The 13,136-nt window shown below is 27.7% G+C and carries 12 protein-coding genes and 1 pseudogene; 1 reads left to right on the forward strand and 12 read right to left on the reverse strand.

What is annotated here, in order from left to right; genetic code table 11:
* Nucleotide 1: 1 nt before the first annotated feature.
* The 12 genes and pseudogenes from psyc5s11_RS26545 to psyc5s11_RS28280 form a co-directional block, all read right to left on the reverse strand.
* Nucleotides 2–691, reverse strand: a complete 690-nt coding sequence (locus psyc5s11_RS26545; protein ID WP_224035436.1) for a response regulator transcription factor — start codon at nt 689–691, stop codon at nt 2–4.
* Nucleotides 692–714: 23 nt separating this feature from the next.
* Nucleotides 715–1,092, reverse strand: coding sequence for a fluoride efflux transporter CrcB (gene crcB, locus psyc5s11_RS26550; RefSeq protein WP_224035437.1), 378 nt, complete (start codon nt 1,090–1,092; stop codon nt 715–717).
* Between the two features lie 273 nt (nt 1,093–1,365).
* The gene (locus psyc5s11_RS26555) at nt 1,366–2,070 is read right to left on the reverse strand and encodes a TIGR01906 family membrane protein (RefSeq protein ID WP_224035438.1); all 705 of its coding nucleotides are present in this window, start codon (nt 2,068–2,070) and stop codon (nt 1,366–1,368) included.
* A gap of 102 nt (nt 2,071–2,172) precedes the next feature.
* Nucleotides 2,173–2,640 carry a chemotaxis protein CheX gene (locus psyc5s11_RS26560; RefSeq protein WP_224035439.1) on the reverse strand — a complete coding sequence of 156 codons (468 nt, stop codon included), beginning with the start codon at nt 2,638–2,640 and terminating at the stop codon, nt 2,173–2,175.
* Nucleotides 2,622–3,497: a response regulator gene (locus tag psyc5s11_RS26565; protein ID WP_224035440.1), complete on the reverse strand. Its 876-nt coding sequence runs from the start codon at nt 3,495–3,497 to the stop codon at nt 2,622–2,624. The genes psyc5s11_RS26560 and psyc5s11_RS26565 overlap by 19 nt, the downstream gene beginning before the upstream one ends.
* A 223-nt stretch (nt 3,498–3,720) precedes the next feature.
* Complete coding sequence (locus psyc5s11_RS26570) at nt 3,721–4,749, reverse strand: AI-2E family transporter (RefSeq protein WP_224035441.1); 1,029 nt, start codon at nt 4,747–4,749, stop codon at nt 3,721–3,723.
* Nucleotides 4,750–5,153: 404 nt separating this feature from the next.
* Nucleotides 5,154–8,600, reverse strand: coding sequence for a pyruvate carboxylase (locus psyc5s11_RS26575; protein ID WP_224035442.1), 3,447 nt, complete (start codon nt 8,598–8,600; stop codon nt 5,154–5,156).
* A gap of 314 nt (nt 8,601–8,914) precedes the next feature.
* Nucleotides 8,915–9,349, reverse strand: coding sequence for a large conductance mechanosensitive channel protein MscL (mscL, locus tag psyc5s11_RS26580; RefSeq protein ID WP_224035443.1), 435 nt, complete (start codon nt 9,347–9,349; stop codon nt 8,915–8,917).
* Nucleotides 9,350–9,502: 153 nt separating this feature from the next.
* Nucleotides 9,503–9,763: a hypothetical protein gene (locus psyc5s11_RS26585; protein ID WP_224035444.1), complete on the reverse strand. Its 261-nt coding sequence runs from the start codon at nt 9,761–9,763 to the stop codon at nt 9,503–9,505.
* A complete protein-coding gene (locus psyc5s11_RS26590) occupies nt 9,756–10,649 on the reverse strand; it encodes a ParM/StbA family protein (RefSeq protein ID WP_224035445.1) in 894 nt (297 codons plus the stop codon). Before psyc5s11_RS26590 ends, psyc5s11_RS26585 begins: the two co-directional genes overlap by 8 nt.
* Before the next feature lie 234 nt (nt 10,650–10,883).
* On the reverse strand, nt 10,884–11,078 hold the full coding sequence (locus psyc5s11_RS26595; protein ID WP_224035446.1) for a type II toxin -antitoxin system TacA 1-like antitoxin: 195 nt from the start codon (nt 11,076–11,078) through the stop codon (nt 10,884–10,886).
* Between the two features lie 193 nt (nt 11,079–11,271).
* A pseudogene (locus psyc5s11_RS28280) lies at nt 11,272–11,388 on the reverse strand (AAA family ATPase); the annotation flags it as partial.
* 89 nt (nt 11,389–11,477) lie between these two features.
* Here psyc5s11_RS28280 and psyc5s11_RS26600 point away from each other — a divergent pair.
* The gene (locus psyc5s11_RS26600) at nt 11,478–12,635 is read left to right on the forward strand and encodes an HD-GYP domain-containing protein (RefSeq protein ID WP_224035447.1); all 1,158 of its coding nucleotides are present in this window, start codon (nt 11,478–11,480) and stop codon (nt 12,633–12,635) included.
* The last annotated feature ends 501 nt before the right edge of the window (nt 12,636–13,136 follow it).

Here is a 13,136-nt window from a genome sequence, read left to right on the forward strand (position 1 = left end):
ATCATTCACCAAGTTTATATCCAATTCCCCATACAGTCATTATATATTGAGGGTTATTAGAATTATCTTCAATTTTATTTCTAAGTCTTTTTATATGAACCATTACAGTATTATCATCATTTAAATATTCATTTTCCCAAACACTATTAAATATTTGTGCTTTTGTAAAAACTCTATTAGGATTAGAAAGAAATAACTTTAAAAGTTCAAATTCTTTTTTTGTTAAACTTAATTCTTGATCATTTTTAAATATTTTATAATTTAAAGTATCTAATTTCAACTCATCATATTGTAAAATAGAATTTTGAACTTCACTATTATTGTAATCCGCTGATCTTCTAAGTTGTGCTTTTACTCTAGCTAGTAGTTCTCTTACTGAAAATGGTTTTATTATATAATCATCTGCACCCATGCTAAGTCCAATTACTTTATCAGCTTCTTCATCTTTAGCTGAAAGAATAATAACTGGCAAAGTGCTTTTTTCCCTGATCTTTCTTAAGATCTCTATACCATCAACATAAGGAAGCATTAGATCAAGTATAACCAATTGACAATTTTCATTATACTTTTCAAGAGCTTGCCTTCCATCAAAAGCTTGGACTACATTATAGTTCTCCCTTTTTAGAGCATTGCAAATTAAATTATTTATTTCTTGATCATCTTCTACTATTAAAATATTAGGATTTTCCATTTCAATACCTCCACAAGATATTATTAGAGAATCATCTTACATAATGATGTAGCTAAGATAACTCCGCCAAAACTCAAAGACAAATTAAGAAAAACGTTCCCAATTCCAAGCAAATAATTTCCATTGCTTATTAGACTAATTGTTTCATAACTAAATGTAGAAAATGTTGTTAATCCCCCCATAATACCTGTTGTTAAAAAAAGTTTTAAATTAGGAGATATCAAATTTGTAGACATACTAATTTCCATTATTACCCCTATAAGAAATCCTCCAAGTACATTTGCTATTAATGTACCTAAAGGAATATTTGAATTAAATAGTTTTGATGATTGCATAGTAATCAAATATCTAATTGATGCTCCTATGCATCCTCCAATACCAACATAAATAATTTTTTGCAAATTAATTCCTCCCTACCTTTAGTATACAAATATTACTATTACCTATAATATTCTTTTCATCTTGATCTCATTTTATCTTTTTATAATTTGGATCTCCATTCAAGAATAATATAAAAGTAAAAAACTTCTACTATGTTTTATCATGGTAGAAGTTTTTAATATCTAAATTTATGTTCAAATATGAACTTCATCACCTATACAGAATGCTTTTTTTGCATCGTCCTATATTTCTCTATAAATTATTATAATTTAAATTCTAATAATTTTCAAACTTTAACTACTCTTCTTGCTTATAATTAGGGTATTTTTTAAATAGAGCACCTTAATAACTACAGTGAATATTATTAATAAACCTATTACTAATATTAATTCAAGCATAAAAAGTTCTTCCGGCAATGCATTTATTATTGGATCGGTTACTGGATCGAAAATCCAATAATCATTTCTAAAAAATAGTTTATGAAAAAAATAAAATGTTTTAGAAAAATCTATTACTGCCATTATAGAAACAAATATAAATACTAATGCTATTATGTTTACACTATTATTAAAACTTTCTATAAGCTTTTTTCCTAACCCCTTATTTCTACCGGTTATGATCTTGCAAACCATTATACTAATAAAAATAATACTAATTATATATAAAACCGAAAATATTTGTTTTACCTCAATAAAATGAATTTTTCCCAAGTTACTCATAGTTAAACTATTAAGTATTAATTCCTTGCTAAATGGATTTCCAACATAATGAACTATTCTTTTATAATTATCCATCAATACTTCTGTTGATAGTCCAGTATAATTATTTAATTCATATTTATTTATTGCATATTTATATACAATTGTTGTATTTAGAACTCCTAAAACAGCAATAGCAATAATGGAAATTGCATAAAATATATCTCTAAAGATTCTTAGAAATACATTTGTTTTGTTTAAACGACTATCTGCCACAGCTTCATAAAAATTCTTTCCCATATTAATCATACCTCTAATATAATATTTTCATAGTAATTTTATAATAAATGCCATTTATAATTAAAAAATCATAAATGGCTTTATTTCCAGCTCTTAAATATATTAAATTGTATTCTTTTCCATAGATATATTAACTTCAATAACCATGTCATTTACGGCCATTTCTACGCAAACTACTTTGTCAGAACTTGCATTTGCAGTAAACTCTCCATGAATAAGAGTTGGTGTTGATATATTTATAATTATATTGTCATTTGAAAAATTAGTTGCTACATTTGCAGTTAACATATTTGTAAGTTCTGAAATTGCACTTTGAGCTAATTCATCAAAATTATCTACAGGCATACCCATCATCATTGTTGACGCAATTTTTTTTGCATCATTTAAACTCATTCCATAAATAACATTTCCTCTAATGTCACCTATTATACCCACAATAATCATAACGCCTGGACTTTTTATAAATCTACCCTTTAAACTCATCCCCTTTTTTCTCACATTAGCTATCCCTAATTGAGGCATAACATTTGCGAAGGAACTTAAAATAGGGTTTATATAATTGACATCCATTCCCCTTCACCTCTTCCAAAACCTATACTTATTGATAAATCTCCAAATTTAGTCTTTACGTTTGCCGAATAAGTAACTCCTAATTCTGCTTTTGATATACTAATTGATTCTCCATGAAATGTAGTTGGTGGTGCAACTCTTAGCCCAAATATTTTATTCTTTTTATTTATCATTGAACATGCATTCCCTGCTACCATATTTGATATTTCAGACATAACATTAAGAATTTCTTCATTATTTTTAGGCTCTCTTTTAAGCGATATTTCTGCTATATCCTTTGCAGCTTCAAATGACATATCAAAAATTATCCTACCCGAATATTTTCCTATAACACCCATGACAACTGAAATACCCTTACTGGATTTTTCTACATTAACATTACTTTCATTTACAATTTCCGGAATAGTCTTCGTAAGTTTATTAAAAACATTTAATAAAGCTTCTTTAAATACATTAGAATAAAATCCTTCTAACTCTAAGAATAATTCTTCATCTCCCATAATTCTATTTATTAGTAAAGTTAATTCTTCTGCATCAACTGGCTTTTGTGCATATCCAGATACATGAATTTTTCTAGCTTTTCTTACAATTTCATCATCCATCATAGAACTAACAATTATTACTTTAATATTAGAATCAATTTCATGTATTGCTCTTGTACATTCAAACCCGTCAGTTCCTGGAATAGTCATATCCATTGTCACTAAATCTGGTTTTGCATTAGTAACTACTTCAATAGTTTCTTCTAATGAACTTGCTTCACCTACAACATTAAACCCATTCTCTGTTAACAAATCTCTCAATAAAGCAATTTGAAATGGAGAATCATCAACTATAACAACATTCACTTTTCTCATAATTCGTACACCCCTTTTTTTCTTAAAAATATAATTCTCATAACTTTGATATGTCCCTACTTATTATTTCGCAATACATTCCCATTACAAGATAATATATCTACTTTCTACCAGTTAATCTTATTATATTTCAAAATTCAACAATACTCAATAATTTTCATAATACTATAACAATAAATTCTTTCTTTAGATTAATAAACTTTTCTAACTTTTTTTAGATTTATCATTCTTTTATCTTTTTGTTATTATAAGGAACTTCAATTATATCTAATATAAACATAAAAATAGGAATTCCGACAATCAATCCTAAAACTCCAGCAACATGTTCTGATACTATAAGTATACTTAGTGTATAAAATATAGGAAGCTTAGTTTTTGCAGACATTAATTTTGGATTTAATATATACGCTTCAATTGCATGAAGTATTGCAATCATAATAAGCACATATACAACCTGAACTAATCCTCCATTATTAAAAGCAACTATACTTAATGGTACTAATGATATTATTACTCCAGCTACAGGAATAAGACCAAGCAGCATTACCATCATTCCAAATCCTAATAAATGCGGAAACCCAATTATCCATAATCCAATAGTAGAAAGTACTCCATTGATTGTGGCTATAAGAATTTGAACCTCTATAACTTTACCAAATGAAGAAATAAACTTTTCCCAAAAGAATTCAAGTTCACTACAAATTCCAGAAATTTTACTTTGTCTAAATTTAGATGTGAATTCAATTATCTTGTCTTTTTCCAAAAGGAAAAAAATACTTAAAATCAAAGCAATTATAATGTTTATTCCAACTTTACCTATATTAGAAATATAGGTTATCATATAGCTTATGCCTTCTGAGGAAAAGATACTTCCATAAATTTGGTCTAATTTCTCTTTTATCAAATTAACAATTTGATTTTCTTGCGGTGAACTATATATCTCACTTACTTGTCTAACAACCTGGCTAAATTCATTAATAACTAATGGCAAGAAATCTATTATTATTATAAATAACATAGCTGTTACAACTAAAGAAACTGTTAATATCATCACTTTATAGTTTATCCTTATTCTATCTTCCAATTTCTTTATTAAAAACTTAGAAACATTATTAATTAAATATGTAAATACGAAAGTCAAAAGCATTAAATTAAGCATACTCTTCATTGCATATAAAAATATAAATACTATTAATAATGTTATAAATCTTTTAAAAACTTTACTTTTTAAAACTTGCATCATATTTGGCATCAATACTACTACTCCTTGCATATATTATGCTTTTAAATTTGAATAATCTATATAAATAGTATAAATCTTTTCTATAAATATCCTTATATTCATACTAACAGTTTTACTTTTCTATGTAAATCATTTTATAGCATAAATTCATGAGAATTACTGTATTTCTGAATCAAGATTAAGTACAAGTACATCTATCATAAACAGATATTGTTTGTATTTTATTTCAGAAATTTGAAGTCTTTTATATAAAATTATATTATCACAACTATATAATTTTTCTGTATAATTTTCAATAATTATAACTATATAAAAACACGACCCACATTACTCATATAAAATAAATAATGTAAATCGTGTTTCATGAATATATAATTAATACTTATCAATATAGTTATTTATGTTTAACTATATTACTTTATTTTAATTAATAATTCACCTGTTTTAACTTGTTGACCTTCTTCTTTAAGGATAGATTCAATAATTCCTGCACTAGAAGCTACTATATTTGTTTCCATCTTCATTGCTTCTATTACAAGTAAGCTTTGACCTTCTTTAACTTCATCGCCTTCTTTTACAAGTACTTTAATTATTGTTCCCGGAATACTTGCTCCGATTTCTAATTTATTTTCAGGATTAGCTATTTTAGTAGCAGTACCTTCGTTTGAATTACCTAGAATTCTTTCTGTTTTATCTTTTATCTTTATTTCTCTTCTATTTCCATTAATCTCAAATTCTAAAGCTCTATTTCCATCTGCATCTAATTTACCAATTTGAATTAATTGTACAATCATTGTCTTGCCTTCTGCAACTTCAATTTCACTAGTTTCTCCTTCTGATAATCCATGGAAAAACACATCACTACCCATACGACTTACATCACCATATTCTAAAACAGATTTTATAAATGCTTCAAATACATCTGGATATAATGCATAACTTATTAAATCTTTCTTTGATGGAGTGTATTTATATTCTTCTTTTAAGTACGCTTCAATCTTATCAAAATCTTCTGGTGGCAATAATTGTCCTGGTCTAACAGTTATAGGTTCCTCACCTTTTAAAACAATTTTTTGCAATTCCTTAGGGAATCCACCTTCTGGTTGACCCATCATTCCTTTAAAATATGCAACTGTAGAATCTGGGAACGCCATATTCTTTGCTTTTTCATTTATATTTTCAGGAGTTAAATCATTTTGAACCATAAAGATAGCCATATCTCCAACCATTTTTGATGAAGGCGTAACTTTTATTATATCGCCAAGCATATCATTTACTTTTTTGTACATATGTTTTACGTCATTAAATCTATGTCCAAGCCCAAAGCTTTCAACTTGTGGTTTTAAGTTTGAATATTGACCACCTGGTATCTCAAATTTATAAATTTCAGCACTTCCTGATTTTAAGTCTGATTCAAATTGACTGTAAACAGGTCTTACAGCATCCCAGTAATCAGATAATTTTTGAATTCCTGTTAAATCAATACCTGTATCTCTATTTGTATTTTCAAGAGCTGCTACAATTGAATTCAATGCTGGTTGACTTGTAAGACCTGACATACTATTAAAAGTTGTATCAATAATATCAACCCCTGCATCTGCTGCCATCAATACTGTAGCAACACCATTACCAGTAGTATCATGTGTATGTAAATGAATAGGAATTGAAATTTCATCCTTTAATGCAGTTATAAGCTTTTTAGCTGCATAAGGTTTAAGTAATGCTGACATATCCTTTATAGCAAGTATATGTGCACCCATCTTTTCGATTTCCTTAGCCTTATCTACATAATATTTAAGACTATATTTATCTCTGCTCTCATCTAAAATATCGCCAGTATAACACAATGCAACTTCTGCAACTTTTCCGCACTTTAAAACTTCATCTAAAGATATTTCTATACCCTTTAACCAATTAAGTGAATCAAAAATCCTAAATATATCTATTCCACTTGCTGCAGACTCTTTTATAAGTTCTCTTATAACATTATCTGGATAATTTTTATATCCTACACCATTTGCTCCTCTAATAAGCATTTGAAACATAACATTTGGAATTCTTTTTCTTAAAGATTCAAGTCTTCTCCATGGAGATTCCTTTAAAAATCTATAAGCAGTATCAAAGGTAGCTCCACCCCACATTTCAAGAGAGAATAAGTCATTTCCATAAGCAGATGTTGCTTTGGCAATGTTTTTCATATCTTGAGTTCTAACACGAGTAGCCATTAATGATTGTTGTGCATCTCTCATAGTCGTATCTGTAAGAAGCAGTTTCTTTTGACTTTTTATCCATCTAACGACTCCATCTGGGCCTTCTGTATCTAATATTTGTTTAGTTCCAGTACCTCCTAATGCTTCTAACGTATCTATAACAGGAATATGAGGTACATCATATTCTCTTTTATTTCCTTTAGTTTCATTTACTATTTTGTTACCAATGAAACTTAGAATTTTATATTCATGATCTGCTCTTGGTTTTATATCAAATAATTGCGGATTATCTGATATAAAGTTAGTATCACATTCACCTTTTTTAAATTGTTCATTATTTAATACATTTATCAAGAAATCTACATTGGTTTTAACACCTGTAATAGTTAATTCTTTAATTGCACGTATAGATTTTCTAACTGTGTCTTCAAAAGTTCTTGAAAATGCAGTACTCTTTACAAGTAAGCTATCGTAATAAGGACTAATTATTGCACCACTATATCCATTTCCTCCATCAAGTCTTATACCAAAACCTGATCCACTTCTATAAACATCAATTTTCCCTGTATCTGGAGAGAAATTATTTGAAGGATCTTCTGTAGTTACTCTGCATTGGATTGCATATCCTCTTGGTTTTATATCATCTTGAGAATATATACCCACTTCATTAGAACCTAATTTAAATCCTTCTGCTATTAATATTTGGCTTTGAACTATGTCTATTCCTGTAATCATTTCAGTAACAGTATGTTCAACTTGAACTCTTGGATTCATTTCTATGAAGTAATGATTACCTTGAAGATCAACTAAAAATTCTAAAGTTCCTGCACTTCTATAACCTACAGAATTAGCTATTTTTAATGCATCTACGCATATTTCTTTTCTTTTCTCTTCTGTTAAAGATAATGCTGGTGCAATTTCAATAACTTTTTGATGCCTTCTTTGAATAGAGCAATCCCTCTCATAAAGATGTACTATATTACCATATTTATCTCCCAATACTTGAATTTCAATATGTTTTGGTCCTTCTATATATTTTTCAATGAACATGTCATCTATGCCAAAAGCTTTTTTCGATTCATTTTTAGCACTTCTGAAAGATTCAATAAGTTCTTCTTCACGTCTTACTATTCTCATTCCTCTACCGCCACCACCAGCAGCAGCTTTTATCATTACAGGATATCCACACATTTTAGCAATTTCAGCAGCTTCTTCTTCTGAAGATATTGCCCTTTCTACACCTGGGATTACTGGAACCCCAACATTTTGAGCAACTATTTTTGATTGAATCTTATCTCCTAATTGTTCCATCATTTCTGCTTTTGGCCCTATAAATTCTATTCCAGCTTCTTCACATCTTCTAGCAAATTCAGAATTCTCAGATAAGAATCCATAGCCTGGATGTATAGCATCTACATGCTTTTTTAATGCAAGACTTATTATTTCATCAATGTTTAAATAAGCTTCAACTGGTCCTTTATTTTTTCCAATTAAATATGATTCATTTGCCTTAGTTCTAAAAAGAGATAATTTATCTTCCTCTGTATATATAGCCACTGTTCTTATTCCTAGTTCATGACAAGCCCTAAAGATTCTTATTGCTATTTCGCCTCTATTGGCAACTAGCACTCTTTTAAATTTTTTCCCCAATTAAAATGCAACTCCTTTAATACTTCTTAATTTTTTATTTATAATAACTGAATTATTCTTTGCAACACAGTTTATAAAAAACTAATTATGCAATTTTCATAACTCATATGTTGTCATAATATAATTTCCTTGATTGAAAATTAATATCTTAGATTATAACATATTTCATGCTATTTAACACACATTTTTTATCTTTTCTATTAATTTTTACACGATTTTTATTATAATATCAAGTTATTTTTTTTATAAATATGAAATAATTATTTTTTATTCCTTCATTTACTTGGAATAAAATTGAAATTAATCAAATTAATTTAATTTAATTCTGATGTACAATTTGGACATCTTGTTGCATCAATATGAATTTCACTGTAGCAATGTGGACATTTTTTCTTATTTTCAACTGGTTTTTCTTCTTTCTTTTTTGAAAATCTATTAATTTGTTTTATAACTATAAAAATTGAAAAAGCTACTATTAAAAAATCTATTATGTTATTTATAAATAAACCATAGTTTAATGTAGCAACACCAGCTTCTTTAGCTTCTTTTATAGTTGTAAAACTTCCATTTCCAAGTGCAATAAATTGATTTGAAAAATCAACTTTACCCATTAGCATACCTACTATAGGCATTACAATATCATTAACTAAAGATGTAACTATTTTACCAAAAGCACCTCCAATAACAACACCTACTGCTAAATCAACTATATTTCCCTTCATTGCAAATTCCTTAAATTCTTTTAACATCCTAAAATCTCCCCTTTAAATTGCTTTTATTATCTGTTACTTTAACTTTTTTATTCTTATCTATAAATTTAAATTATATTTTATCATATTTCTCTCTGTTCTTGATATGCTCAATATAAAAAAAAACAGATGAACAAAAAATTCACCTGTTTTTTACCACTTTAATAATCTATCTATTTCGTTCTCCTGATCACTATCTATAGTTACACTTTCTTCCTTACCTGTAGCTATTTCATCACTTGTATTATCAGTAACAAATCTTGCAGGTGGAGCAATCATGGTTCCTCTCATTTTTTCAGCTATTAATACTGTTATATATGCCGAAAAATCTAAACCGAGAGATTTTGCTTCTTGAGACGCAAAGTCTTTGATGTGGGATGCTAAAGTAATTGTAGTTTTTATTTTTTTACACATTCTTGCTCTTACCTATTATGTCATATATTTTAACATTAATCATTTGAGCATCATCTAGCACCCTATATTCACTTAGGTAATTTTTAAGCAATAGAGCTCCTCCACCTATAAAAATGAATCTAGAGTATTTTGCCTGCTCTGGAAACGCCTGTTTTATAGCATTTACTATCTCTTTTGCTCTAAGACTTAAGACATTATCTATGTCTTCTTTTACATCCACTTCTCTGCCTTCTACGAATATAGTTTTATCTGCAATTATCTGCTCTGCCTTCATACGATTAGAGTAGTTCACTCCATACTTAGATAATTCTTGAAGAAGAATATCGTAAGTGTAATTTACTCCCAATGGATATGTCCTTCCATCTTTAAATTGCCCATTACTCATGTATGCTATATCTAATGTACCCCCTCCTATATCTACTACTAAGGTATCTTTTTCCACCAACGATTTGTCATATAGAAACAACCCTGCTGATTGTGGGAATACAATTACTTTAGTAATTGTAAAAGTCTTGGTTTCTCCATTAAGTTTCATGAATACTCGTCTATTTTCAAGAGATTTTATTAAAGCACTCTTTTGTTCCGCAAAAAACTGAGCAGGAAGTCCAGTTACAACTCTAACATCGTTGTCTATTGTAGATCTCATGTTACCTGCTATAGCTGTATATAAGCAAAGATGAAAAATCATATCCTTATCTCTTGTGTGTTCAATACTGGTAAACCCATCATGATTACCAATTAAGTATGTGTTGTTATTATACTCTACTGTATATTCAGCTGTCTCCAACTCATGTGTCTTTTCTTTTACTGTAGACAAAAAAGAACCTTCTATGTTATGTCCGATGAAATTTGTTGTATTATAACCTATATCTGCACTAATTCTCATTTCTTTAATCTCCCTTTTTTACTTTGATATTCTAATACTTTTGTATGGCGTTTATACCACTATTTGCTTATAAATTATTTATCTCGATTAAATATATATTTTAATCTTCTTTTGTGTGGCATTTATATGATATTTATACCACCATTACCTTATAAACGTTAATATTAGTGTTGTGCATGGCTGTGTATATTGTATTGCTTGCTGCATGTTATATACACAAATAAAAGGTCACATCTATTTCTTTACCGTTTCTAAGTCTAAGTCTAAATCAATCCCTCCCTCTAATTCAGATAATTCAGCTTTACTGATTGATTTCATAATATTAAACAACATAAATTCGGTAATGGTCATTCCTTGTTTTCGTGCCATTCTTTTTATAACTAACTTTTCATCTGTTGTAACTCTAAGCATTATCGTTGCATCTTTCATCATACCCCTCCGCATCTACATAATATATATAATGTAATAACAATATATACAAGATATACAATACCACAACTCTTTTACATATTTTGTAAAAACGTGGATGATTATTATAGAATCTCTCGACTTCTTTCGTACTAATTAAATATCTTAAACTATATTTTGTTTTATCATTTCCACCAAAAACAAGGTCATCATCTATATTTTTCGTCTTTCCAAATCTTCTAGGTCTTGGCGTTAATATTATATCTACACTATTTTCTATAAATTATTTTATTAATAAACTCTTATCTACAAAGTAATTATTGCCTTCAATTAATTCTCACTTTTTTAACAGGATAAATAATACATATGTCGAATTATTATACTATGAGTATAAACATTAATATTAATGGAGATGGTTAAATGGAAGAGAATTCAAAAAGAATGACTATTACTAATCCTGTTGATAATTCACATAAACTAAAAATAAATGACTTAAAAATAGGTATGATCTTAGCTGAAACTATTGAAGTCTCTGAAAATAACACATTATATAAAAATGAAACTATAACAAGTAATATATTAGAGATTTTAAAAAGCGAAGCGACTTTAGTTGATATTTGTGTTTATAAAACTAAAAAATATTATAATGCAGATTTTGAAACTCTTGAAGATGACTCTTTAGAAAATGAAGTTTCAAATAAATACAATAAGGAGAAATTTAATGTTTTTGAAACTGTATCTATTTTAGAAGAAAATTTTAATTCATTATCTTTAGATTTAGCTCAAACCTTTTTCAAATTAGATAAACTCAAATTATCTACAATTGACGAAATCAGAAAACTAACTAAACAACTTCAAGAAAATATGACTGATATTAACGCACTTATTAATGATATCGTATTACACGGAAGTGGAGCTGATTCTATATACCGTCACGGTGTCAATGTAGCATTACTCAGTAATCTTCTAGGAAGATGGATTGGACTTTCAGAAAATAAGATTAATCTTCTTACATACTCTGCGCTTTTACATGATATTGGAAAAATTAAGATAGATTCAAATATCTTAAATTCAAAATTTTCATTAAGTGAAGGAGATTATATTACTGTAAAATCACATGCACTATTAGGTTATAATATCATTAAAGAAATTAACTTTTTAGATACCTCAGTTGCTCAAGGTATATTACTGCATCACGAGCGATTAGATGGTAGTGGTTATCCTTTTGGATTAAAAAATGATGCTATATCTCAATTTGGTAAAATAATTGCCATAGCAGATGTTTTTGATGATATAAATTCCAATAGACCTTATAGGAAAAAAAGTTTACCTTTTGAATCACTTCAAATAATAAGAAAAGAAAGTTTTGGTAAATTAGATTACAAATATGCTGATATATTTTTAAATCATATATTTAATTATTATTTAGGAAAAGATGTAGTTTTAAATAATAACAAAATAGCACAAATAATTCAAATGGATATTAACGCTTTAGATAGACCTCTAATATTATTAGATGATACTTTTATTAAGTTATCACAAAATAAAGATTTAGACATTATAAAATTTGTTTTATAAATTCATATACACATCAAATACCTCCACCATATGAAAAGCTTGTTGGAGATCTGAAAGAATTTTATTCAAAAGGAATACTTAAGCTTAAGTTTATAATGTAAATTATTCATAAAATTTTAACCTGCATAATAAATAGCCAGCTAAAGCATAATATTTGAATTGCTTTTAGCTAGCTATTATAATTTTAGTTTTCTCCTAATTTTACATAACAGTCTTTTTCAACACAAAGAATCTACAAAAAGATTTTTCATACATTAATGCTTACTTATTCTACTAACAGAAATTATTCTATTACGATTCCAAATCTCTGCTCTGGGTAAAATAAAGGACTTGTGTCAATTAACTAGTGTAAAAAGATATGAATTAATTTAAATTTAAATTTTTCCTAGAAATATTATGTATATACAGTAAAAATATATTGGTTTATACTATGAATACGAATATTTTATATTAATAAGATAGTATGTAGACAAATTAGTTTTAAAAGGGATATTAATTGGT

The organism is Clostridium gelidum, from assembly GCF_019977655.1.
Classification (GTDB): domain Bacteria; phylum Bacillota; class Clostridia; order Clostridiales; family Clostridiaceae; genus Clostridium; species Clostridium gelidum.

Coding starts and splice junctions, on each gene's coding strand:
- psyc5s11_RS26570 (WP_224035441.1), bottom strand. CDS start 4,749: ATGCCAAATATGATGCAAGTTTTAAAAAGTAAAGTTTTTAAAAGATTT.
- psyc5s11_RS26565 (WP_224035440.1), bottom strand. CDS start 3,497: ATGAGAAAAGTGAATGTTGTTATAGTTGATGATTCTCCATTTCAAATT.
- psyc5s11_RS26600 (WP_224035447.1), top strand. CDS start 11,478: ATGGAAGAGAATTCAAAAAGAATGACTATTACTAATCCTGTTGATAAT.
- psyc5s11_RS26585 (WP_224035444.1), bottom strand. CDS start 9,763: ATGTGTAAAAAAATAAAAACTACAATTACTTTAGCATCCCACATCAAA.
- psyc5s11_RS26590 (WP_224035445.1), bottom strand. CDS start 10,649: ATGAGAATTAGTGCAGATATAGGTTATAATACAACAAATTTCATCGGA.
- psyc5s11_RS26545 (WP_224035436.1), bottom strand. CDS start 691: ATGGAAAATCCTAATATTTTAATAGTAGAAGATGATCAAGAAATAAAT.
- psyc5s11_RS26560 (WP_224035439.1), bottom strand. CDS start 2,640: ATGGATGTCAATTATATAAACCCTATTTTAAGTTCCTTCGCAAATGTT.
- mscL (WP_224035443.1), bottom strand. CDS start 9,349: ATGTTAAAAGAATTTAAGGAATTTGCAATGAAGGGAAATATAGTTGAT.
- psyc5s11_RS26555 (WP_224035438.1), bottom strand. CDS start 2,070: ATGGGAAAGAATTTTTATGAAGCTGTGGCAGATAGTCGTTTAAACAAA.
- psyc5s11_RS26595 (WP_224035446.1), bottom strand. CDS start 11,078: ATGAAAGATGCAACGATAATGCTTAGAGTTACAACAGATGAAAAGTTA.